Source organism: Pseudomonas sp. S3_A09 (assembly GCF_054668065.1).
Genome location: NZ_CP162752.1, coordinates 3374531 through 3395954, shown reverse-complemented (window position 1 = coordinate 3395954; position 21424 = coordinate 3374531). Strand labels below are relative to the sequence as shown.

The window sequence follows — 21424 nt, the reverse complement described above, 5'->3', positions numbered from 1 at the left end:
CTCTAGGTACTGCGCGTGTCCAAGATGATGGTCTTTACGGGGAATGCTAACCCCGATCTGGCTCGACGTGTCGTACGTCAGCTGCATATCCCTCTCGGTGACATCTCTGTCGGTAAGTTTTCCGACGGCGAAATTACAGCCGAGATCAATGAAAACGTCCGCGGTAAAGACGTCTTCATTATTCAGCCGACTTGCGCTCCGACCAACGATAACCTGATGGAACTCGTCGTGATGGCTGATGCCTTCCGCCGCTCCTCAGCGACTCGAATCACAGCTGTAATCCCTTACTTTGGTTATGCCCGTCAGGATCGCCGTCCGCGTTCCGCACGTGTGGCTATCAGCGCGAAAGTCGTTGCTGACATGCTCACCGTGGTAGGTATCGACCGTGTGCTCACGGTTGACCTGCACGCTGACCAAATCCAGGGGTTCTTCGATATTCCGGTAGATAACATCTACGGCTCCCCAGTATTGGTGGATGACATCGAAGACCAGCGCTTTGAAAACCTGATGATCGTGTCCCCGGACATTGGTGGCGTCGTGCGTGCACGAGCTGTTGCCAAATCCCTGGGCGTGGACCTCGGGATCATCGACAAACGCCGCGAGAAAGCCAATCACTCTGAAGTGATGCATATCATCGGTGATGTCGAAGGGCGTACCTGTATTCTGGTTGATGACATGGTCGACACCGCCGGCACCCTGTGCCACGCGGCGAAAGCCTTGAAAGAGCACGGTGCGGCTAAAGTCTTCGCCTACTGCACACACCCTGTGCTGTCGGGCCGAGCGATCGAGAACATCGAGAACTCCGTGTTGGACGAACTGGTGGTGACTAACACCATCCCGTTGTCCGCCGCAGCTCAAGCCTGTGCGCGTATCCGTCAACTGGATATCGCACCGGTCGTTGCCGAGGCGGTCCGCCGCATCAGCAATGAAGAATCGATCAGCGCGATGTTCCGCTAAGGGTCAAACCTTCGGCACATCCCACTGACGAAAAGCGCCCCGCCCCGACATTCTGTTGGGGCGGGGCTTTTTTGCCCATGTCGAGTACGGCGCTGGTCGCAAACGCCCCTCGATGATGGCTATTTTGGAGATACAAAATGACTGACTTTACTCTGAACGCTCAAGCGCGTACTGACCTGGGGAAAGGTGCGAGCCGCCGCCTGCGTCACGCCGCCAACATCCCAGCCGTTGTATACGGTGGCAACAAGCCTGCTGAATCCGTGACCATCCTGGCCAAGGAAATCGCCAAGCTGTTCGAAAACGAAGCTGCCTACAGCCACGTTATCGAACTGAACGTCGACGGCGCCAAGCAGAACGTCATCGTTAAAGCGATGCAGCGTCACCCGTCCAAGCAGTTCATCATGCACGCTGACTTCGTTCGCGTTGTAGCTGGCCAGAAACTGACCGCTATCGTGCCTGTGCACTTTGTTGGCGAAGAAGCTCCGGTCAAGAAAGGCGGCGAGATCTCGCACGTCCTGAACGAAATCGAAGTGACCTGCCTGCCGAAAGACCTGCCTGAGTTCATCGAAGTCGACCTGTCGGCTCTGGAAGTCGGCGCAATCGTTCACCTGTCCGACCTCAAAGCCCCTAAAGGCGTTGAGTTTGTCGCACTGGCTCACGGTGATGACAAAGCTGTTGCCAACGTTCACGCTCCACGCGTTGCTCCAGAAGCTGAAGAAGGCGCTGCAGAGTAATTCACTCTGTATTGCCGGAGCTTGAGGAAACATCGCGGACCGAAACGTAGCGAGAAAGCGGGCGATAACGCGGCGTTTACTCTTGAGTAAATAGCTTCTGTCGTCCACTTTCGCCGCACACAGGTTGCGGCGATGTTATCCACAACTCCAAAGGAAGGGCCCCTGTCGTGACTGCCATTAAACTGATCGTTGGCCTGGGAAATCCAGGCGCCGAATACGAACAGACCCGGCATAACGCGGGGGCCCTTTTTGTTGAGCGCATCGCCCACGCCCAAGGTGTGAACCTGGTGGCCGATCGCAAATATTTTGGGCTGACCGGGCGCTTCTCGCACCAGGGTCAGGATGTTCGTCTGCTGATTCCCACCACCTACATGAACCGCAGCGGCCAGGCTGTCGCGGCGCTTGCGGGGTTCTTCCGGATCAAACCCGAGGAAATCCTGGTGGCCCATGACGAATTGGACCTGCCGCCCGGTGTCGCCAAGCTCAAGCTCGGCGGTGGGCACGGCGGGCACAACGGCCTGCGCGACATCATCGCGCAGCTGGGTAATCAGAATAATTTCTACCGCCTGCGGCTCGGCATTGGCCACCCAGGCGTTGCCAGTATGGTTTCAAATTTCGTCCTGGGTCGTGCGCCACGCGCCGAACAGGAAAAACTCGATGCCAGCATCGACTTTGCCCTCGGCGTGCTGCCGGATATCTTCGCCGGTGAATGGAACCGCGCGATGAAAAACCTGCACAGCCAGAAGGCCTGACTCTTACCGAGGGGAAACACCATGGGATTCAATTGTGGCATCGTCGGCCTGCCCAACGTCGGCAAATCCACCCTGTTCAACGCCCTGACCAAGTCCGGTATTGCAGCGGAGAACTTCCCCTTCTGCACCATCGAGCCCAACAGCGGTATCGTGCCGATGCCGGATCCACGCCTGGACGCCCTGGCGGCCATCGTCAATCCAAAGCGCATCCTGCCGACCACCATGGAATTCGTCGACATCGCCGGCCTGGTCGCAGGCGCGTCGAAAGGTGAAGGCCTGGGCAACAAGTTCCTGGCCAACATCCGTGAAACCGATGCCATCGCCCACGTGGTCCGCTGCTTTGAAGACGAGAACGTGATTCACGTCTCCAACAGCGTCGACCCGAAACGCGACATCGAGATCATCGACCTGGAACTGATCTTTGCCGACCTCGACAGCTGCGAGAAGCAACTGCAGAAAGTCGCGCGCAACGCCAAGGGTGGTGACAAGGACGCCGTAGTCCAGAAAGGCCTGCTGGAGCAGTTGATCGCGCACTTCACCCTGGGCAAGCCGGCACGCAGCCTGATGAAGACCATGGGCGCTGACGAGAAGGCCGTAATCAAAGGCTTCCACCTGCTGACCACCAAGCCAGTGATGTACATTGCCAACGTCGCCGAAGATGGCTTCGAGAACAACCCACTGCTTGATGTGGTCAAGGCCATTGCCGACGAAGAAGGCGCCATCGTTGTTCCGGTGTGCAACAAGATCGAAGCAGAAATAGCCGAACTCGACGACGGCGAAGAAAAAGACATGTTCCTTGAGGCCCTGGGCCTGGAAGAGCCTGGCCTGAACCGCGTAATCCGCGCCGGCTACGAGATGCTCAACCTGCAGACCTACTTCACCGCCGGTGTCGAAGAAGTTCGCGCCTGGACCGTCAAGGTCGGTGCTACCGCACCGCAGGCTGCCGGTGTGATCCATACCGACTTCGAAAAAGGTTTTATCCGTGCCGAGGTAATCGCCTACAACGACTTCATTCAGTTCAAGGGTGAAGCCGGTGCCAAGGAAGCGGGCAAGTGGCGCTTGGAAGGCAAGGAATACATCGTAAAAGATGGCGATGTGATGCACTTCCGCTTCAACGTGTAAGCGTTACCTGCGGTTTATACCGCGAATAAAAAGCCGATGCATTGCATCGGCTTTTTTGTGGGCGTTTGAATTTCGCTAACGAAAAAATTAAAAACGTCATGAGTGATACATTTGCTCATGAATTTTAAAAGCTCAATAGCAGACCCCCAATGAAAAGCCTCAATGCAAAAACACCTCTTTAGAATATTTCCTTGCAACGTTAAGACTTCCCCTACGTCTGAAATGGCGAAACTCACCCAGCAAGACTTGAAACTTTTTTATTGGCTGAAACGTATAACTTTCACGTCACCCAGCGCCCTGACCAGTTCATGACAACATAAAAAAATCCTGTTTAACTGCGCTCATATGGAGATAGCCCTCATCATGCGGCCACCGCACTGGAGCAAAATATTATGTCGACGCTCAATCAGAATAGTCTTATAGAAGATATAACTTTCTCTGATTGCCCGAGCATCGAAAGGACTATAAACAACACCGCCGCTCTGGATATAGATATTCTGCTATTGGGAGAAACAGGGACCGGTAAAGATACGTTGGCACAACATATTCATTACCTATCCCAGCGTAAGGGAAACTTCGTTGCCGTCAACTGCGCCGCCATTCCGGAAAGCCTTGCCGAGAGCCAGCTGTTCGGCGTAAACAGCGGCGCCTATACGGGGGCCATGCAATCCCGGGCTGGATTCGTTGAAGCAGCCCATCTGGGCACCTTATACCTCGATGAAATCGATAGCATGCCACTGACGCTACAAGCCAAGCTGTTACGCGTGCTGGAATCCCGTGGAGTCGAGCGTCTGGGCTCGACCCGGTTTATCCCTGTGGACATGCGCGTGATCGCATCTGCCCAACGCGTCTTGCACGAGATGGTCGAACAAGGCACTTTTAGACGTGATCTCTACTTCCGCTTGAATGTCGTCAGCATCCACCTTCCGGCCTTGCGGGATCGACGAGCGCGAATAATCCCTATGTTCCTCGACATGGTTAAGCAAGAAGCTGAACATTTCAAACTCGCCTACCCTCCCCCTCCCGATAGCCAATTGCTGCAGCAGTTGCTGTGCCACCCCTGGAAGGGCAATGTCCGCGAGCTTCGATCTACGGCGAAGCGCTTTGTATTGGGCCTGCCTCCGCTTTCAGCAACCGTGATCACCCGACAGGAAATAGAGATGGGCCTGAAGGCGCGCCTGCATCAGATGGAAAAATCGCTGATTGAAGAGTGCCTGCGCCAAAATAGCCATTGTGTGGACAGTGCGGCAACCGAACTGGGCGTTCCCAAAAGAACCCTGTATCACCGCATAAAGCACTTGGGAGTGTCGCTGGGTTGAGCGCACCGGAAACAAACCAATACATTTATTGAAACATAGCCTCCAGCGATGCGTGGAACGCATACATTTCTTGAACCACATAATTGAAGGAACGGCACTACGGATGGAGAGTTTTTTCTTAAGGCGTGCTGTTTCACTTACACATATTAATTACGGAGAACACTATGGCTATTCCTAGCGGATCATCCTACTCACCTTATTCGGGCGGCTACGGCGGTGGCCAAATGTCTGCTCAAGATGCTGACCAAGGCTTGGAAGCTGCAGAAGCAAAAAAACGCGCAGATGGTGTAAAAAACGCATTTAAGGGTGCAGAAAACCAAAATACCTCGGGTATCAAGGCAGCATCCGACAAACTCAACGTTTAATAGCTTCAACTTACAAAAGCCTTCCTACGGCCCCGGCGGGGAAGGCTTTTTAAGCAAACACGGAGATAAGCCCCCTCAACGTTAGTTTCGACGTTACAGGATCCTACTATGATAGGCATTATTAAGCAGACTGAACGCAACTCTCTATCCGAGTCCCTCACAGACCATAAATTAACGGACTTGAGTACGGATATTGACTTTTTTAACGCCGCCGTAACCGCTTCATCATTTTCGAAACACGCCACGGGTAGCACCGTTACGCAAAACTTACTTTCCGAGGCAGCAGGCAAGCTAAGTTCTGTGACGGACCGTATGACTAGAAGCCTGCGTGCCTTGAGCAGCCCGAACAAGCTGGATGAAGCTCGAAAATATCCGGGCCAACTTTCCGACGCGCTCCTACTTCAGCAGATGCTGTCAAAATCCGTCGGTAAAACCGCACAATGCATTGATAAAATCAGCAGTCTTCAGTAGGTTAAAATGAATCACCTGCTACCGTTTGTATTGGTTATATGTCTCTCTCTCCTGCTGCAGGCCTGTAGTGAACGGGTCGAGCTTCATCGTCAGCTAACTGAGCAAGAGGCTAACGAGGTAGTAGCGGAGCTGGCTGACAAACATATCCGCGCCACTAAAGTTCCGGCAAAAGATGGCGTTATCGTTGTTGTCAACGCCACCGAGATTGCGCGTGCAGTGCGAACGCTGGAGGCCGTAGGGCTCCCTCGGGCAGCACGCACTACGCTGGGTAACACCTTTCGTAAAGAAGGTGTGATCTCAACGCCACTGGAAGAAAGAGCGCGCTATATCTATGCATTGTCTCAAGAACTTGAAACAACGCTATCGAATATTGACGGCGTTATCGTCGCCCGGGTCCATGTGGTATTGCCTGAGCGCGTCGCGCCTGGAGAGCCTGTGCAACCTGCCTCTGCGTCAGTGTTCATCAAACATGATCCTAGGCTTGACCCAGACAGCATCAGGGCGCGTGTTCGCAGGATGGTTGCTAGCAGCTTACCGGGCATGGCCACAGCGGTCGACAACTCGCAGAAATTGACCGTCGTGTTCGTGCCGGCGACAGCTTATCTGGAGCAACAGCGTTTGGCTTACTTCGGGCCGTTCCTGGTTCCCGAAGATGACCTCGGTTTCTGGAGAATCTGTGTGACTGTTTCGCTACTCGCGGTGGTGTTCATGGTGTCGGGAGGTATGTTCTGGCAAAAGCGAAAGCAACGAGTTATGCCTACGCCTGACGTGCGCGCTCAAACACATGAAGTGTCTTCCAGCATGACCGCTCATTCCAGCAATGAGTAATCTCGCCTGGGCCCAATGGTGGGCCGCCCCCTGGTTATATGCGCATGAAGACTGGAAAAGCATCGATAACTACGCGGCACTTATACAACTCCATCGCAGCGGGCAGGTGGCTACAGGGACACATTTCGGTATTGCTCCATGCCTACCTCCGATGCCTGACCCTGCATTAATTCAACTGGCGACTGCTTCTGCGGAGCAACTTGATCTGGCGATTGCGTTGATTGAGGGCATTTGCCGCCCGGCCTATGCGACAGCATTGGATGAGCATCATCACCTGTGGTGTAACAGCCTATCCAAGGCTCTGCCACTTGATATCGTGCAGCCTGATAACGACGCATTGCAATTGCTACGCGCCTGGATTCCTCCGGCGACCTGGCAGCGGATCCGCCTGCGCTTTCCTCGCCAACGTGTACTTGATCTAGAGCAAATGCCATTGGCGCTCAAGGGTTCGCACAGCCGCCTTGATACGCTCTGGCATGCTGTCGTGTGGCGTATTGGCGCCATGGATGGCACCCGCAATCCTGTTGATTCATGGGAGCATGGAGAATAACGATGTTATGTCGCCGCATCATCAACTCGCCTGGCGGAACACGTGCGCTCCCGGGGAGCCTTCTCTCCTGCGAAACCCTGGCAAGTTACACCCAAGCCGACAATGTGGTTGAGCAGGCAAAAGCGGGAGCCAGACAGTTACTACAGGAGGCCAATGAACAACGTGAGCAGCTTCTGGAAAAAGCGAGTCTGGAAATATGGCAACGTGCCGATGCACAGCTCAAACGCTGGGAAGCCGAGCGCCAAACCTTGTGTGACAACCTCGAGCAATACGCAACCTCAATTGCCAACCAGGCTATCTCCCTTCTACTTGAAGAAACACCCGCCCCCCAACGTATTAAGGCTCTGATCAGGCAACTGCTGGCGTGCCATGTGCCTGCAATTAAGGCAACGCTTTTATGCAACCCACATGAGCTTGAGACAGTCAGGCAATGCCTAGACAGTGACAGCGGTAATTGCTGGACGTTGCGCGCGGAAAATACGATTGAACCTCAAAACCTCATATTGAATACCGAAGAGGGCGACTTTCGTATTGACTGGACAGCCTTGATCAGTGCTCTCGTCAGACAGGATCCCCCCCCTTTCGCACGATAGAAGCAGGCAGACGCTTTCCTAAAAATAATTGAATACAACTGGAACTATTTCGAAATAAAAACCAAGAAGAGGTACACCCCCTCATGGAATACCTCTATGAAATATTTAGACGGCTTCAAAGACAGGCTTCTAAACGACGCCAGACATACTAAAAGGGAATACAACTACGCAGCAGAAAACAACTCTGGTTCGGAGGAAGACATCGGGCTGTTTTTCAATCTTTTACAGCGACACCGCACCTCCGAATACGTCTACCAAGAGCAAAACCGAGTGAAGCACATGCTACTGAAGTCCTGCCTGGATAGCGTGCCGTAAATTGAAAGAACTGTTTTCTGAATACCTGAGGAACGGCACCGGGGAATTAACGCTGTTCGAGAACGATGAAGCGGTTGTACTGCGTCACTGTTCGGGAACCCTGCTGCTTAGCGTTCAACTGGCCCGACACTCCCGGAATGAATCAATGCTGGTGAGCTGGATGCGTCTGGGCGCCGTCAGCCTGGCCCACTTTCAAGGTGCGCTCGCTCTGTCACCAGACAGCGGTGACCTCTGGCTGATCCATTGCGTGCCTAACCCACACGACGAACAGCATCTGCTGCACTGCATCGAGAGCCTGCTCAACCAACGCGATACCTGGCGCGCCACCGTCGCGCGCCTGAACAAACCCATCCATCAAATCAAACCTACCTGGCTACGTTCGTTGTTGCACTAAACAGGGAAACACCTATGCATAACACGATCTGCAAGCGCAGCGACTTGCGCATTAACTCGCGTGAAACTTCATCCAGACGTTTCAACTGGTCAAGTCTGGTAGCGCTCGCCTGTTTGCTGTCCCCGGCGCACAACGCCCTTGCCGCGATACCCCCCGAATGGAAAAACACCGCCTACGCCTATGAGGCCGACCACAAACCGCTGCGGGAAGTACTCGAAGACTTCGCCCAGACATTCGGCACGCAACTGCAAATCGAAGGCCTGCTGGAGGGCGACGTCAACGGCAAGATTCGCGCGAATACCCCACAGTCACTGTTGGACAGACTCGGGGTTGAGCATCGTTTTCAGTGGTTTCTCTACAACAACACGCTGTTCATCAGCACGCTGGACCAGCAGGAGTCCGCGCGCCTGGAGGTCTCGTCAGAGACGATTTCCGACCTCAAGCAGGCGCTGACCGATATCGGACTGCTCGATAGCCGTTTCGGTTGGGGTGAGTTACCGGAAGACGGTGTCGTACTCGTCTCCGGCCCCAAGCGCTATATCGAACAGATCAAGCAATTCAGCAGCCAACGCCGGTCACCGGATGAAAAACAGAGCGTACTGAGTTACCCGTTGAAGTTCGCCAATGCGGCGGACCGCCAAGTGGATTACCGCGGCGAAAAGCTCGTCGTTCCCGGCGTCGCCAACATCTTGCGAGGCCTTTTGGAACCGCGTTCCCCGTCTGCGCTCACAGGCTTGACCCAACGTCCGGCCTCCCAGCCAGCGCCGCTTACGCCCAATGTGCCGCGGCTGGGCAATCCGTTGCTGAGCCAAATGCTCGACGCCAATGGCACCACAGGTCAAATGGCTCCCATGCCTGCATTGACCTCACGGGCCCCGGTATCCACGAGCCGAATCCGAGTCGAAGCCGACGTACGCAATAACGCCGTGCTGATCTATGATCTGCCGGAACGCCAAACCATGTACCGCGAATTGATCACCCAGCTCGACGTCGCGCGCAAGTTGATCGAAATCGATGCGATCATTCTCGATATCGAACGTACGCAATTGCGTGAATTCGGGGTGAACTGGGGTTTCCAGAACAGCCGCTTCCGCGGTGGCGTCAACATGGCGCCCGGCACCTCCTCACAGTTGTCGATTGATAACCGCGACCGTTTCTACGCCGATATCCGCGCGCTGGAAGCCAAAGGGCTGGCTACCATGGTTTCGAACCCCTCGGTGCTCACCCTGGAAAACCAACCAGCGGTGATCGACTTCAACCGTACCCAATACATCACCCCCGGCAGAGATTACGCAACCATTCTGCCCGTCACCGTAGGCACCAGCCTTCAGGTGGTTCCTCGGGTAACGACCGGACGTGGTGTTCACCAGATCCATTTGGCGGTCGATATAGAAGACGGTAATTTCGACGAGACCAATCCCGACCGAGACCCCAATCACCCTGATGTGCGCCGGGGCAAGGTCAGCACGCAGGCCGTGATGCAGGAAAAGCGCTCGCTGGTGGTCGGCGGCTTTCATGTCACTGACAGTTCCGACCAGCAAAAGAAAATCCCGCTGCTGGGGGATATTCCGTTACTGGGCAAGGCGCTGTTCTCTTCGACAGAACGCCACAACAATCGCCGTGAGCGTTTGTTTATCCTGACACCCCGCGTCATCGGGGACCAGGACGACCCATCGCGCTACTTGCCACAAGACGACCAGGCCGAGTTGCAAGCCGCCCTCGCACCACTGGCCAGGCGCTACTCACCGCATCAGCCGGTGATCAAACGCAGTGACATCATCACCACGCTGGCGCGCTTGGTCAGTGGAGAAGTCCCCAAGGCTTTCAGCGCGGCACCGATGCCTCTGGCGCTGAACACCTTGTGCAGCACCCGTGATTTGCTGGCGCTGAACACCGACCGCAGTCAGTGGTACGCCGGCCCGGAATACAACGTGGCGGTGGTGGTGTTGCGCAACCAGTTCAAACGCAATGTGCGTATCGATGAAAAGGAATGCAGCAACTCGCAGACCCTGGCAGTCACCGTGTGGCCACGTGCCTGGCTCAAGCCGGGTGAAGAAGCCGAAGTATTCATCGCCATGCGCCCGGTAGTGAGAGATGAACACCTCAGCGTGCCCCGCCCCTCCATGATCACTCCAGCTCAGAAGGCCACGCCATGAAAAACCGACTGTTGTGCGTCATCCTGATTGGCGCAGCGATACTCTTCACCGGCTGTACGCCCACGTGCAAAGGTGATTCGTGCTCACGCCCGCAATCGAGCAAGGACAAGATGGTGATCTGGTGGCCGCCGCAGATGCGCGTCGAGCCCGCCCCCTCCGGTGAGCGGGCGGACTACCAGACGGTGTCATTGGAACGATGAGTTCCCCGAATATGCCCGGCACCCCACGGCAGGTATTTTTCGACAACCTGGTGAGTGGCGCTGCTGCTCACCTGCCCCTGGCGCCCGGTATCAAGGTCTGCGCACAGCACGCTGGCCAGCGCCCTGGGGTGGCCTTGTGCATTGCGCGCGAGGCCCTGCAGGCTGGGCAATTGCAACAAGTGCTAGAGCGACGCTTTGAACAAGCGGTGGTGTTCGAGGGCTGCTTTATCTACCTCGATCCCCAGCACGCCCTGGTGATATGGCACGCGCTGCCGGCAACCGCCAACGCTCTCGACAGAATCCTCAGCCGGATGCTGTCGCTGGCCACTCTGCAAGCCTTGGACAGGTGATCAGCGCCGCTCAAGCTCGGGAAGCTCCAGGGTTTCGCGCTTGGCCTCATCATCGAGCTCGCGCAAGGTTCGGTAAATCAGCGCCACGGCCTGCAAGGTTTCCCGAGGGATGCTCGCGCCCAATTTTTTCGTGTAAAGCGTGCGAGCCAACCATACACATTGGATTACCGGCACGTCGGCCGCCTTGGCACGGCGGATCAATTTGCGGGCTTCATCGTCCGTGCCTTTGCTCACCAACATCGGCAGCGGTGTCTTACCCGGCCGGTAATACAAGGCGACAGCAAAGTGCGTCGGGTTGACCACCAGCATGTCGGACTCCTCCAGCTTGGGCAGCTTGACCTTCGGTTCTTCCTGGGCCAACTGGTACGCCAACGAACGGCGCTGCCCCTTCACATGAGGGTCACCCTCCATGTCCTTGTACTCTTTGACGACCTCCACTTGAGTCATGCGCATGCGCTTGGCAAAAAAGTGCTTGGACAGGATCAGGTCGACCAGCGCCAGCACCAGCAGCATGCCAAAGCACACATGCAGCAGATGACGGAACAGCGCGATCAACGCCACGATGTAGCTCTGCAGGTCACTGGTGGCCAGGTTGATCAACGTGCCCACCGAGGGCCGGATTACCACATACAGAATCAAACCGATAAGGAAGGCTTTCGTCACGCTCATCAACAGGTTCATCAACTGTTGGGCTGAGAACATTTGCTTGACCTGGCTGACGGGATTGAGGCGATTGAAATCCATCTTCAGGGCCTCCGGCGCAAACAGCAGCCCGAACTGCATCCAACTGCTGATCAGCTTGGTGGTAATCGCGACCCCGACCATCAACAGAGCAAAGGAGAAGAACACTCCCAGCCCGTCGAACAGCACCTCTTCCAGTGCACGCGTGAAGGGCTGATTCAAACGTGATATCGGCAACAACATCAATTGCTGGAAGCGTTGCAGGCTGGTTTCAGCGGTGAATAAGGCGATTTCACTGATGGCTGTCAATGCCAGCAGCTTTGCAACATCCTGGCTTTGGGCGACCTGGCCTTTCTTGCGTTGGTCACGCAGTTTCTTGGCTGACGCCGGATGCTTTTTTTCGCCGGAATCACTCATGGGACCGCGACCTTGATCAACTGTCCCAGCACGTGTTTGAGGTCACCCAGCGAACCCATGCGTCCGACGATCAAGTCCTGCAGCAACGCAAAGTAGAGCAGCAGAATACCGATACCCGCGAGGCTTTTGACCGGTGGCGCCAGCGTACTGACCTGCAATTGCTGACTGTAGACCCCCAGCAACGCGATGCCGAACTCCAACAACAGCAACACCGCGATAAAAGGAGCGGCATAGAGCAGCATGTGCGTGAAGGTATCGCCCAGCAAGTCGATAAACAGGCTCATCCCATTCTCTGCCGGCAGCGGGAACCAGACGGTGGGAGGCCAGATCAGGTAACTGTCCCAGATCACCTGGGTCAACGCGCCCAACCCCAAGGTAGTCATCAGCAGGAAAATCGCCAATTGCTTGAACAGATGCCCCATCGGCGTGGCATCCGGCCCCAGTGAAGGATTGAGCTGACCGCCGGCCAATGCGCCGCGTTGGTTATCCAGCAACGCCCCCACTCCCTCGAACATCCAGAACGGCATCGACAGCAGTACCCCCAGCAATAATCCCAGGGCCACTTCCTTGAGCACCAGCGCAGCCAATATCAGCGCCGAGTAGTCATGTCCCTCCAACGCTGCATGAATACCCGGTGCGGGCAGCAGTGCCATGACCATCACGATGGTGACCCGCAACCTGCCACGTATATGTTGAAAACAGAACGCCGCGACTAAGATGCCACAGGGATAAATACGCGCCATGCCGATGAGTAGGCTGGGCAAGAACTCGAGATACAGCAGCACGGGCGATACCTCAATTCAGGGCCGAGCGGCCGATCATTTCGAAGGTCAGGTTGATCAGCTGGATCAACTCAACGCCGATCCAGCGCCCGGTCATGATCAGCGTGACACCCACCGCCACCAACTTGATACCAAAGGGCAGAGTCTGGTCCTGTATCTGCATCAGCGCCTGCACCAACGACGTCAGCACCCCCACCACCACCGCCACCATCAGCGGCGGCGCCGTCAGCACCACCACCAGCAACATGCCCTGTTTGAACAGCACGATCGGTTCCATAGGCCACTCAGAGATAGGAGAGGAACAAGCTGTCGAGCAGGCGCGACCAACCGGACACCATCACGAACAACAGCAGTTTGAGCGGCAGGGAAATGGTCATTGGCGAGACCATTTGCATGCCCAGTGCCAGCAGCAGGTTGGAGACAATCAGGTCAATGACAATGAAGGGGATGTAGATCAGAAAGCCGATCTCGAACCCCGCCTGCAGTTGCGACAGAACAAAGGCCGGGACCAGCAGGATCAAGTCTTCGCGCTGGACCTCCTGTGCCATTTTCGCCGGCCACAGGCGCGCGGTATTTTCCAGCAGATGGGTCAGTACATCCGGGTCCACGTTGCGCAGCATGAATGCACGCAACGGTTGGATAGCCTCACGTCCCGTCTGCAAAAAATTGATCACGCTGCTTGTGTCCACGGGCGAGGCCTTGATGCCCTCGGCGATCTCGTAACCGACCGGTGCCATGATAAACAGCGTGGCGGCCAACGCGATGCCATTGACGGCCATGCTCGGCGGCACCTGCTGCACACCGATAGCGTTGCGGGTGATCATCAGCACGATGACAATCTTCAAGAACGATGTGCAAATGATCAGCAGCATTGGCATCAACGCCAACGCTCCCACAAACAGCGCCAGGATGAGGGGATCGATCCCCTGGAATGTCATCGACCGAACATCACGCGGGACAACTGCAACCCCAGGCGCCCGTCTATTTCGACCAATTGACCCTGGCCAATCGGCCGGTCGCCGTAATACAAGCCAGCCATGCCCGGCGCATAACCGCCGATGCCGAGCACCGCGCCAGGCGCAAGGTTACGCAATTCGCCCAGGGTAAGGTTCAACGTGCCACAACGTACGTTCAGCGCCATGCTCAGCTCATCGAACGGTTCGTGGCCGAATACGTCCATCACGGGTTCATCCTCTTCATGCCCGGCGTAATGGGGGGCGATGAAATCTTCGTCCATAGACGTGTCCTCGATTGAAGTAAGGGTCAGGCACAACGGCCCGCTGTCATCGTCAATGCGCCCATGCAATCGCCGTGTACCCGCCTGCACGTAGCCGCTGCCCTGGACTAGAAAACAGGCCTGTTCAAAGACCAGCACATCGCCTACACGCAGGTTGCGTGCTTGCGCGATCGGTAACTGCAGACGCCCAAGGACCACCGCAATCGCCAACCGAAACGACGCTGGCATCGGCCTGGCGATGGCGCGCCAAGGTCCGGCATCGCATAGCGCTAGAAAGCTCTCCGGGGCCAGCCACAAATACCCCTCGACCCGGGTTGTCCCCAGGATCACGCTGATTCGACAGCCGAACGCCTTGGGTCGAGCACTCTCCAGCAATCGCACATAGCCCAGCAGGGCCTTCACCTGCGGACTCAAGTGGAGCTGGAACAGCGGCCAGAACCAGGACTCCGGGTCGTTGCCGGACGGCGCCAAGACCACCGGACATTCCCCCAGCAGGCTGAGCAACGGCCCGGCTTCGGCGAGCGCCAGCACGCCGCACACCGTTTCGAAGCAAAGAGCTTCGCCACCCGCGGGCGCGCGGCCAGGTTCGAGCAGCAACTGACCGTTGCGCCCTGCCACTTGGAACGGCAGGCACAAGCCACGCCCCAGTCGACGCCGAGCGGCGACCGAGTCGCCCTTGATCAACGGCAATGCGAGCAGTGGCACGATCATGCGCAACTGACATTGGGCAGAAACAGGCTGACCGGCTGTCCCAGCGTCGCCGCGAACCGGTCCTCACACTGTTGCCGCACACCGCTGAGCCAGCGCACCGTCGCCTTCTCTTCCGCATCCAGCTCGACATTCCAGGCGCCCTGTTCTCGGCGCACACTGGCGTTGATCCGCCCCAGGCGGGGCAAGTACAGGACTGCCTGAAGCGGCCACTGCGAGGCAGCCTGCATGCGCGGCGCCAGTTGCTCGGCCAGCGCCTCGATCATCGCCGGGCCACCCGACGTCCGGGTTCGTGCTAGCGGGGTACCCGCCCCAGAGCCCTCACCGTCATCAGCCCACAATTGGGAAAACAATCGCGTTAGCTCCGCAGGAACGACACCCGCCATTCCCGGCTCTCGCTCTTCTCGCGCGTCACGCGGACGGGGCCGCTCGGCGGGCTTATCTGAAACCTGGGTCATGTCGGCTCCTGCGCCAGTAAAAGAGATAACTCCTGAAGTTTTTCCACCTGCCGCAGGCAGGCGGTGACCTGCTTCTGGGCTCGGCCGACGCAGGTCTGCTTTTCTTCCTGCTGGCCCTGCAAGGCTTCCAACTGCCCCATGCCTCGCCGCGTAACGGCAGACAAGGAACGCTCCTGCGCCCCCCAGGACTTCAGCGCCTGCAGGTTCAATACCTGGCCCTGGTGCTGGCTGAGCAGTTGGGCACTGCGCTCGGCTTCATCGCGCCGAGTCTGTTCAAGTGCCTCCTCAGCCTGCCGGATAGTGGCGAGCAGGGCCTGCTGGGCGCGCTTCGCCTCGCGCAAGGCTCGCTCGGCCCGATCTGCCCGGTGCCGACGCAGGCGCCGCAGCGTCTCGACTTCGCCAAGCAGACCATCAGAATGGGACATAGGCGGTCAGCTCCTTGAGTTGCTCCAGCGTCGCCGTCATCGGCGCAGGCTCACGCAAGTCCTGGCGCAAGAAATTATCCACAGCCTGGCGACTGTCCACCGCCAGGTCGGTCAAGGCATCGCTGCCGGGCTGGTATTCCCCCAGCTTGAGCATCAGTTCGATCTGTTGATAGGCCGACAACAAGCGTCGCAACGCCGTACCCGCCTGAATATCCGCAGGCTCGGCCACGTTGCTCAGGATCCGCGACAGACTCGCCAGCACATCCACTGCGGGATAGTGCCCACGCTCGGCCAACTTGCGAGACAGCACGATATGACCGTCGAGCAGCGAGCGGACTTCATCGGCCACCGGATCGTTCATGGAGTCCTGCTCGATCAGCACCGTATAGATCGCCGTGATTACCCCCGCACGGGTCAACCCGGCGCGCTCCACAAGACGCGGCAGCAGGCTGTATACCGATGGCGGCAGACCGCCGCGACCGAGAGGTTCGCCGGCGGCCAGACCGATTTCGCGCTGGGCCCTGGCAAACCGGGTCAGGGAGTCGATCAGCAACAACACACGCAGCCCCTTGCGCCGATAACCTTCAGCCAGTGCCGTCGCGGTGAAGGCCGCGCGGGCTCGCTCCATACTGGATCGGTCGGACGTAGCGCACACCAATACGGCTTTGGAGCGCAGCTGTTCATCGAGTTCATGATCGAGAAACTCACGCAGCTCGCGGCCCCGTTCGCCGATCAGGCCGAACACGATGACATCGCAGTCCACGTTACGGGCGATCTCCGCCAGCAGGGTGGTCTTGCCGCACCCGGCACCTGCGAACAGGCCCACGCGCTGGCCTTCGCCCAACGTCAGCAGGCCATCGATCGACCGCACGCCGGTGGCCAGCGCGCGGTTGATGCGCGGGCGCTCAGTGGGCAGCGGTGCCTCACACAACACCGCACTGGTGTCCGGCAAATCGGCCTCGACAAACGCACCGGGGCCTTCTCCCGTGATCGGCCGCCCGAAACCATCCAGCACTTGCCCCAGCAATGCCTCGCTGACCTGAACCCGATGCGCGACGCCAAGACGCTCCACGCCAGCGCCCACCTGCACCCCCTCCAGATTGCCGAGGGCGCTGAGTACCGCATCCTGCTGATCAAAACCGATGATCTCGGCCAGCATGTAGTCGCCCGGCTTTTTCTCGACCCTGCACAAGTCACCGATACGCGCCTGGGGCAGCCGACACTGGAGCAACATGCCATTGACGCGCTGGATGCGCCCTCGCATCGTCACCGGCGCGAAGGTGGCCAGCGACTGGACTTGACGCTGTTGCCAGGCCTCCAGGCGTGCTTGCATTTCCGCACTCACCAGCGCACCTCATAGCGCTGTTCGCCATCGAACACCACCTTGCTGTTGTCGATCAGCACCAGGCGCAGGCCGTCGACTTCATCCCCGACAAACAGTCGGCTGCCCTCCTCCAGGACCACGTGTCCATTCGGCCCGCCCACGATCTGCACAATCTTGAACGGCAACGTCCCATCGCGTACGCGCACACGGCTGATCACCGGGACCGCGCTGTCGAACTGCTCGCCAAAACGGCTGAGCATGCGCGCGACCAGTTCCACATCATCCTGTGAGACATCCCCATTGAGCGCGACCTGGCCATTGACCACTTGCAAGCTGACACGCTGGCTCAATTCACGTTCGCCGAGCATCTTCAACAGCTGCTGGCGGACCTCAAACGGCGAGGCCAATTCGTGCTTCTGCACCACAGGCGGCATCAGGGATGCCTGAGCCTCAGGCTTCCCGGTGGACGCCATGCCCACCACGATGAAGATCACCGTCACCACCAGCACCAGCGTGATCAGGCGCTTCTGCTGCGCCTGGGAGATGGCCGACAACTTAAGCACCGGCACCGTTTCACTGACCCGTGGCGACACAGCCGGTGCGGGGGCTGGTGCCTGGGGCCAGGGCTCATCGGCCAAGGTGACGCACAACCGCACGTTCCCCACCGAAAACGTTACGTTCAGCCCCAGGTGCGCAATTTGCGCCAGCACCTGACCATCGGCATCCTGCAACAACCCGGCCTCAGCCTGCACCGACCAGTTCGAGTCGACAAGCCGCAACCGGGCATGCTGCTCGGCGATGCCAGGGTCATTCAGCACCAGGTCAGCATCGGCGTGGGCACCGATGCTCCACTGCTCCCCGAACAAGGGCAGCGCCGCTCCCTGATGCCGCCCATCAAGCACGCGCAACTCGAACATCATCGAGCCCTCCGTGCTGAACAAAACCGAACCGTCATGCCACCGCACCGCGCATCAATTCGTCCTGGCCCAAGTCAAAGCGCCCCAGCACCTTGACCTTGGAGGCGCTGCCCAACTCGGCGAAAGACAGCACCGGCACGTGGTTGAACTCCTCCAGCAGCAGCGTGCGCAGCGGGCTGCGCAAATCCTGTGCGACCAGCATCACGCTCTTGAGTTTTGGCCGTACGGGAAAAGCTTGATTGAGCAGGCTGACCAACACCGCACTGTGTTCGTCATCAAGGGCGAAGAACACCCCCGTCTGAGTCTGGCGCAGCGCCTCACGCAGGATGTTTTCAGTCTGCGGCGACAACAGCCAGGCATGCAGGCCGTCGGCTTCGCTGTACTGGTGGTAGATCTGTGCCTTGAGCGCGATGCGCGCGTAGTCGGCCAGCGCGTCCGGCTCACGTTCATGCTGGCCGTACTCGATCAGCGACTCGACGATCAGCCGAACGGCGCGCAACGGCACACCCTCGCTGGCCAGGCGTTGCAGGACCGCCGAAAACCGCGACAGCGGCATAATCCGCTGCAGCTCCTGGACCAGTTCCGGTTGGTTGTGTTCCAGCCAACTGAGGATCGACTTGCTTTCCTGGATCCCCAGGAACTGCGGCCCGCTGAGCATCATCGCCTGCTTCATGCGCTCGACGATGAGGCTCGCCGCGGTGAAGCGCTCCAACTGCGGATCATCCAGCAGCGGATCATCCGGTGCCAACCAGAGCCAATCCTGTTCATCACGCTCTACCAACCCCGCAATGGCGTGCGCCGGCTCAACCGACAACGCCTTACGCTCAACCGCCACATGGCTGACAACCGATGCCTTGACCATCGGTACTTCGTGGACACAGAAACGCATTTCATCGTCGGCCAGTGAGTCGTCGAGTTCCACCTCAAACGGTGGCAGCGTCAGGCCGATATTGGCGACCAGTGCATTTCGGGCCTGGCGAATCGAGTGAACAAGATCAGCCACCTCAGGCGTCCCTCGTATCACCGGGGAGAATTGCAACAGATAGGGTCTCGACGGATCAAACCCACGCAAATCCTCACTGCCGTTCTCTTCGGGACGCACCGCTTCGGCGGTTTCAGCAGCGGGCTGTTCCTGCCGTTGACGCTGGCGCATCAGGTAGTACCCCAGGCTGCCGGTAACCAGCGCAATCAGAATGAACACGCCCGTCGGCATGCCGGGTACCACGGCAAAGGCGAGCATGCCCACCGAGGCGATCATCCAGCTCTTGGGTTCGCTGGTCATTTGCCGGGCAATTTCGGCGCCCATGTTGCTGGCGCCCCTGCGTCCGTCCGGTGCCACACGGGTGATGATCATGCCGGCGGTGAGGGAGATCAGCAGCGCCGGGATCTGTGCGATCAGGCCGTCGCCGATGGTCAATACCGAGTACAGCGATATTGACTCGGAAGCGCTCAGGCCATGCTGGAACATGCCCGTGGAGAAGCCGCCCAACAGGTTGACCACAACGATGATCAACCCCGCGATGGCATCCCCTTTGACGAACTTCATCGCGCCGTCCATGGCCCCAAACAGTTGGCTCTCACGGGACAATTGTTCCCGTTTGTCCCGCGCTTGCATGCCGTCAATCAAGCCGGCACGCAAGTCGCTGTCGATGGACATCTGCTTGCCGGGCATCGCGTCCAGGCTGAAACGCGCGGCCACTTCGGCCACCCGCTCCGAGCCTTTGGTGATCACCAGGAAGTTGACCAGGGTCAGGATCAGGAAGATCACCATCCCCACGGCGAGGTTGCCGCCAACCACGAAATTACCAAAGGCCTCGACGATATGACCGGCGTCCTGCTCCAGCAGGATCAGGCGCGTCGTGGCAATCGACAGCGCCAGGCGAAACATGGTGGTCAGCAGCAGTATTGACGGAAACGATGAGAACGCCAGGGGGCCTGGCAGGTACAACGCCAACACGATCAACAGGCATGAGATGCAGATATTGAGCGCGATCAGGATGTCCACCAGCCAGGTGGGCAGCGGCACGATAAAGATGAAGACGATGGCCATCACCACCACGGCGCCCAGCACTTCTGCGCGTTGCGCGACCTTGAGCAGAAAGCTGTTGATGGCCGAAAGCGCAGTCACGCCATGCCCCCCAGCTCAGCAGGAAGACGCGCAGGGCCACGTGTCACCCGATCCAGTTCGCCGATCACGGCCAGGAAACCACGCAGGGTTTCTTCGCGTACTCGACTGTCGAGCCATATCGCCAATGGCAGTTGCTGGACCAGCGGATACAGTGCATTGAGGGCCAACAATTGCTGGGGGCTCGAACTGCCCAACAGGTCGCTCCCGAGTCGCAGTATTTCAGCAGCAGCGATACCTGCACCGGCGTAACCCAGCAGGCGTTGCAGCAGGGCCACGGCATCATGATCGATACCCAGGCGTTGGAGCAGGGCGTTGCAACCGGTCAACACGCCGCTCAACTGTCCACAGCTTTGCAGCCCCAGTAACAGGGTACGCAGCATCGGCGTAGGCAGTGATGACACCTTGGCCGCGATGTCGTCCGCCAAAGCCTTGCGCATCATCTTGAGCCCTTCGGCAAGCCGTTCACCGCCATACACCCCCAGCAGCGCCTGCATCATCGTCGACAACGATTGGCGTGTGACCACACTGGCGTAGTAGAGCGCACGCAGCGCCTGGCGCTCCTGTGGATCGGCACTGCCCGCCTGCAGCGCCAAAGCAATGTTCAGGCCTGCCTGGATCTGCCCTTTGAAGCGGACCTCCAGCTTGGCGATGGCATCACGGGCCAACGCCGCTTCCGATGGGCGCACTTCAGCGTCTGCCTGGGTTGCCACATATTTGAGTACCACGAATGCACGCGCGGGGTCCCCGCCAGCCAGCGACAGCAATTTGTCGACACTGGGATGCTGCAGCAATTGCCAGCGGATGCGGCGCGAAAGGCTCGCAAGGGTCGCCTGGGCAGGGTGCCCCAACTGATCATAAATTTGCGCAAGCTGTTCGGCCGGAGGCACGCGCACGCTCATCTTCCGCTGACTCAAGGGCTGGCTGTTGTTTTGCACTTCCAGGCTGAACAGGTGAGCGAGCTCATCCAAGCCCGGAACTGGCACCGGCGTGGAGGTCTGGCTGACAGCAGGTTGATCCAACTGCTGGACGGCTGGCACATCCGGGGAAGATTCGACTTTCATGGACAGACCTGAACAGGAAGAGTGTTTCCCTGTGTGGCAAGGCCAGCTCAAACGGTTCCATCAAGTCGAATGCCACGAAAAATTTGAAAAGACTTGCACAGACCTCCGTGGCATCTATGCAAGGTCCTGCGCAAAATCACTCCACTACAAAATATTTATTCATAAAAATCAGTCAGTTAT

General features: G+C 58.1%; 26 protein-coding genes. 15 read left to right on the top strand and 11 right to left on the bottom strand.

Annotated elements, in window-relative coordinates:
- Positions 1-15: 15 nt before the first annotated feature.
- The 15 genes from AB4N92_RS15800 to AB4N92_RS15730 all read left to right on the top strand — a co-directional run bounded on the left by AB4N92_RS15800 (position 16) and on the right by AB4N92_RS15730 (position 11106).
- Positions 16-957: a ribose-phosphate pyrophosphokinase gene (locus tag AB4N92_RS15800; protein WP_003171603.1), complete on the top strand. Its 942-nt coding sequence runs from the start codon at positions 16-18 to the stop codon at positions 955-957.
- 137 nt (positions 958-1094) lie between these two features.
- Positions 1095-1691 (top strand): 50S ribosomal protein L25/general stress protein Ctc, encoded by a 597-nt coding sequence (locus tag AB4N92_RS15795; RefSeq protein ID WP_010213317.1) that lies wholly within the window; start codon positions 1095-1097, stop codon positions 1689-1691.
- Positions 1692-1858: 167 nt separating this feature from the next.
- Complete coding sequence (gene pth / locus AB4N92_RS15790) at positions 1859-2443, top strand: aminoacyl-tRNA hydrolase (RefSeq protein WP_010213318.1); 585 nt, start codon at positions 1859-1861, stop codon at positions 2441-2443.
- A 21-nt stretch (positions 2444-2464) separates the two neighbouring features.
- Complete coding sequence (gene ychF / locus AB4N92_RS15785) at positions 2465-3565, top strand: redox-regulated ATPase YchF (protein WP_010213320.1); 1101 nt, start codon at positions 2465-2467, stop codon at positions 3563-3565.
- 392 nt (positions 3566-3957) lie between these two features.
- Positions 3958-4884, top strand: a complete 927-nt coding sequence (locus AB4N92_RS15780) for a sigma 54-interacting transcriptional regulator (RefSeq protein ID WP_137205935.1) — start codon at positions 3958-3960, stop codon at positions 4882-4884.
- Positions 4885-5048: 164 nt separating this feature from the next.
- The gene (locus AB4N92_RS15775) at positions 5049-5249 is read left to right on the top strand and encodes a hypothetical protein (protein WP_137205936.1); all 201 of its coding nucleotides are present in this window, start codon (positions 5049-5051) and stop codon (positions 5247-5249) included.
- A gap of 108 nt (positions 5250-5357) precedes the next feature.
- Complete coding sequence (locus AB4N92_RS15770) at positions 5358-5720, top strand: hypothetical protein (protein WP_021491935.1); 363 nt, start codon at positions 5358-5360, stop codon at positions 5718-5720.
- Positions 5721-5726: 6 nt separating this feature from the next.
- The gene (sctJ, locus tag AB4N92_RS15765; protein WP_010213325.1) at positions 5727-6548 is read left to right on the top strand and encodes a type III secretion system inner membrane ring lipoprotein SctJ; all 822 of its coding nucleotides are present in this window, start codon (positions 5727-5729) and stop codon (positions 6546-6548) included.
- Positions 6541-7098, top strand: coding sequence for a hypothetical protein (locus AB4N92_RS15760; RefSeq protein ID WP_047543658.1), 558 nt, complete (start codon positions 6541-6543; stop codon positions 7096-7098). The genes sctJ and AB4N92_RS15760 overlap by 8 nt, the downstream gene beginning before the upstream one ends.
- Positions 7099-7100: 2 nt before the next feature.
- A complete protein-coding gene (sctL, locus tag AB4N92_RS15755; RefSeq protein WP_236267221.1) occupies positions 7101-7691 on the top strand; it encodes a type III secretion system stator protein SctL in 591 nt (196 codons plus the stop codon).
- Positions 7692-7787: 96 nt separating this feature from the next.
- Positions 7788-8006 (top strand): hypothetical protein, encoded by a 219-nt coding sequence (locus AB4N92_RS15750; RefSeq protein WP_236267222.1) that lies wholly within the window; start codon positions 7788-7790, stop codon positions 8004-8006.
- A gap of 1 nt (position 8007) precedes the next feature.
- A complete protein-coding gene (locus AB4N92_RS15745; protein ID WP_031290788.1) occupies positions 8008-8400 on the top strand; it encodes a type III secretion system chaperone family protein in 393 nt (130 codons plus the stop codon).
- A 14-nt stretch (positions 8401-8414) separates the two neighbouring features.
- Positions 8415-10556 carry a type III secretion system outer membrane ring subunit SctC gene (sctC, locus tag AB4N92_RS15740; protein WP_010213330.1) on the top strand — a complete coding sequence of 714 codons (2142 nt, stop codon included), beginning with the start codon at positions 8415-8417 and terminating at the stop codon, positions 10554-10556.
- Positions 10553-10756: an HrpT family type III secretion system protein gene (gene hrpT, locus AB4N92_RS15735; RefSeq protein ID WP_010213331.1), complete on the top strand. Its 204-nt coding sequence runs from the start codon at positions 10553-10555 to the stop codon at positions 10754-10756. Before sctC ends, hrpT begins: the two co-directional genes overlap by 4 nt.
- 11 nt (positions 10757-10767) lie before the next feature.
- Positions 10768-11106 (top strand): transcriptional regulator, encoded by a 339-nt coding sequence (locus AB4N92_RS15730; RefSeq protein ID WP_413469068.1) that lies wholly within the window; start codon positions 10768-10770, stop codon positions 11104-11106.
- On the opposite strand, the gene sctU is transcribed toward AB4N92_RS15730, so the two are convergent.
- The 11 genes from sctU to sctW all read right to left on the bottom strand — a co-directional run bounded on the left by sctU (position 11107) and on the right by sctW (position 21244).
- Positions 11107-12204: a type III secretion system export apparatus subunit SctU gene (gene sctU / locus AB4N92_RS15725; RefSeq protein WP_042571039.1), complete on the bottom strand. Its 1098-nt coding sequence runs from the start codon at positions 12202-12204 to the stop codon at positions 11107-11109. It abuts the gene before it with no gap.
- Positions 12201-12989 carry a type III secretion system export apparatus subunit SctT gene (gene sctT / locus AB4N92_RS15720; protein ID WP_010213336.1) on the bottom strand — a complete coding sequence of 263 codons (789 nt, stop codon included), beginning with the start codon at positions 12987-12989 and terminating at the stop codon, positions 12201-12203. Before sctT ends, sctU begins: the two co-directional genes overlap by 4 nt.
- A 10-nt stretch (positions 12990-12999) precedes the next feature.
- Positions 13000-13263, bottom strand: a complete 264-nt coding sequence (gene sctS / locus AB4N92_RS15715; protein ID WP_010213339.1) for a type III secretion system export apparatus subunit SctS — start codon at positions 13261-13263, stop codon at positions 13000-13002.
- Positions 13264-13270: 7 nt separating this feature from the next.
- The gene (gene sctR / locus AB4N92_RS15710; RefSeq protein ID WP_010213341.1) at positions 13271-13924 is read right to left on the bottom strand and encodes a type III secretion system export apparatus subunit SctR; all 654 of its coding nucleotides are present in this window, start codon (positions 13922-13924) and stop codon (positions 13271-13273) included.
- Complete coding sequence (locus AB4N92_RS15705; protein ID WP_044286608.1) at positions 13921-14934, bottom strand: FliM/FliN family flagellar motor switch protein; 1014 nt, start codon at positions 14932-14934, stop codon at positions 13921-13923. The genes sctR and AB4N92_RS15705 overlap by 4 nt, the downstream gene beginning before the upstream one ends.
- Positions 14931-15197 carry a type III secretion system HrpP C-terminal domain-containing protein gene (locus AB4N92_RS15700; RefSeq protein ID WP_010213343.1) on the bottom strand — a complete coding sequence of 89 codons (267 nt, stop codon included), beginning with the start codon at positions 15195-15197 and terminating at the stop codon, positions 14931-14933. The genes AB4N92_RS15705 and AB4N92_RS15700 overlap by 4 nt, the downstream gene beginning before the upstream one ends.
- Positions 15198-15385: 188 nt before the next feature.
- Positions 15386-15814 carry a type III secretion system stalk subunit SctO gene (sctO, locus tag AB4N92_RS15695; protein ID WP_010213344.1) on the bottom strand — a complete coding sequence of 143 codons (429 nt, stop codon included), beginning with the start codon at positions 15812-15814 and terminating at the stop codon, positions 15386-15388.
- On the bottom strand, positions 15801-17147 hold the full coding sequence (locus AB4N92_RS15690) for a FliI/YscN family ATPase (RefSeq protein WP_198581344.1): 1347 nt from the start codon (positions 17145-17147) through the stop codon (positions 15801-15803). The genes sctO and AB4N92_RS15690 overlap by 14 nt, the downstream gene beginning before the upstream one ends.
- Positions 17148-17155: 8 nt before the next feature.
- Positions 17156-18055: an FHA domain-containing protein gene (locus AB4N92_RS15685; RefSeq protein ID WP_236267230.1), complete on the bottom strand. Its 900-nt coding sequence runs from the start codon at positions 18053-18055 to the stop codon at positions 17156-17158.
- A gap of 34 nt (positions 18056-18089) precedes the next feature.
- Positions 18090-20183: a type III secretion system export apparatus subunit SctV gene (sctV, locus tag AB4N92_RS15680; protein WP_021491945.1), complete on the bottom strand. Its 2094-nt coding sequence runs from the start codon at positions 20181-20183 to the stop codon at positions 18090-18092.
- Positions 20180-21244 (bottom strand): type III secretion system gatekeeper subunit SctW, encoded by a 1065-nt coding sequence (sctW, locus tag AB4N92_RS15675; protein ID WP_010213348.1) that lies wholly within the window; start codon positions 21242-21244, stop codon positions 20180-20182. Before sctW ends, sctV begins: the two co-directional genes overlap by 4 nt.
- Positions 21245-21424: the final 180 nt, after the last annotated feature.

Coding starts and splice junctions, on each gene's coding strand:
- sctS (WP_010213339.1), bottom strand. CDS start 13,263: ATGGAACCGATCGTGCTGTTCAAACAGGGCATGTTGCTGGTGGTGGTG.
- hrpT (WP_010213331.1), top strand. CDS start 10,553: ATGAAAAACCGACTGTTGTGCGTCATCCTGATTGGCGCAGCGATACTC.
- AB4N92_RS15795 (WP_010213317.1), top strand. CDS start 1,095: ATGACTGACTTTACTCTGAACGCTCAAGCGCGTACTGACCTGGGGAAA.
- AB4N92_RS15760 (WP_047543658.1), top strand. CDS start 6,541: ATGAGTAATCTCGCCTGGGCCCAATGGTGGGCCGCCCCCTGGTTATAT.
- AB4N92_RS15775 (WP_137205936.1), top strand. CDS start 5,049: ATGGCTATTCCTAGCGGATCATCCTACTCACCTTATTCGGGCGGCTAC.
- sctJ (WP_010213325.1), top strand. CDS start 5,727: ATGAATCACCTGCTACCGTTTGTATTGGTTATATGTCTCTCTCTCCTG.
- sctR (WP_010213341.1), bottom strand. CDS start 13,924: ATGACATTCCAGGGGATCGATCCCCTCATCCTGGCGCTGTTTGTGGGA.
- sctC (WP_010213330.1), top strand. CDS start 8,415: ATGCATAACACGATCTGCAAGCGCAGCGACTTGCGCATTAACTCGCGT.
- AB4N92_RS15750 (WP_236267222.1), top strand. CDS start 7,788: ATGAAATATTTAGACGGCTTCAAAGACAGGCTTCTAAACGACGCCAGA.
- AB4N92_RS15700 (WP_010213343.1), bottom strand. CDS start 15,197: ATGATCGAGGCGCTGGCCGAGCAACTGGCGCCGCGCATGCAGGCTGCC.
- sctL (WP_236267221.1), top strand. CDS start 7,101: ATGTTATGTCGCCGCATCATCAACTCGCCTGGCGGAACACGTGCGCTC.
- AB4N92_RS15690 (WP_198581344.1), bottom strand. CDS start 17,147: ATGCAAGCACGCCTGGAGGCCTGGCAACAGCGTCAAGTCCAGTCGCTG.
- sctO (WP_010213344.1), bottom strand. CDS start 15,814: ATGTCCCATTCTGATGGTCTGCTTGGCGAAGTCGAGACGCTGCGGCGC.
- AB4N92_RS15730 (WP_413469068.1), top strand. CDS start 10,768: ATGCCCGGCACCCCACGGCAGGTATTTTTCGACAACCTGGTGAGTGGC.
- AB4N92_RS15780 (WP_137205935.1), top strand. CDS start 3,958: ATGTCGACGCTCAATCAGAATAGTCTTATAGAAGATATAACTTTCTCT.
- ychF (WP_010213320.1), top strand. CDS start 2,465: ATGGGATTCAATTGTGGCATCGTCGGCCTGCCCAACGTCGGCAAATCC.
- AB4N92_RS15770 (WP_021491935.1), top strand. CDS start 5,358: ATGATAGGCATTATTAAGCAGACTGAACGCAACTCTCTATCCGAGTCC.
- AB4N92_RS15705 (WP_044286608.1), bottom strand. CDS start 14,934: ATGATCGTGCCACTGCTCGCATTGCCGTTGATCAAGGGCGACTCGGTC.
- AB4N92_RS15685 (WP_236267230.1), bottom strand. CDS start 18,055: ATGTTCGAGTTGCGCGTGCTTGATGGGCGGCATCAGGGAGCGGCGCTG.
- sctW (WP_010213348.1), bottom strand. CDS start 21,244: ATGAAAGTCGAATCTTCCCCGGATGTGCCAGCCGTCCAGCAGTTGGAT.
- sctU (WP_042571039.1), bottom strand. CDS start 12,204: ATGAGTGATTCCGGCGAAAAAAAGCATCCGGCGTCAGCCAAGAAACTG.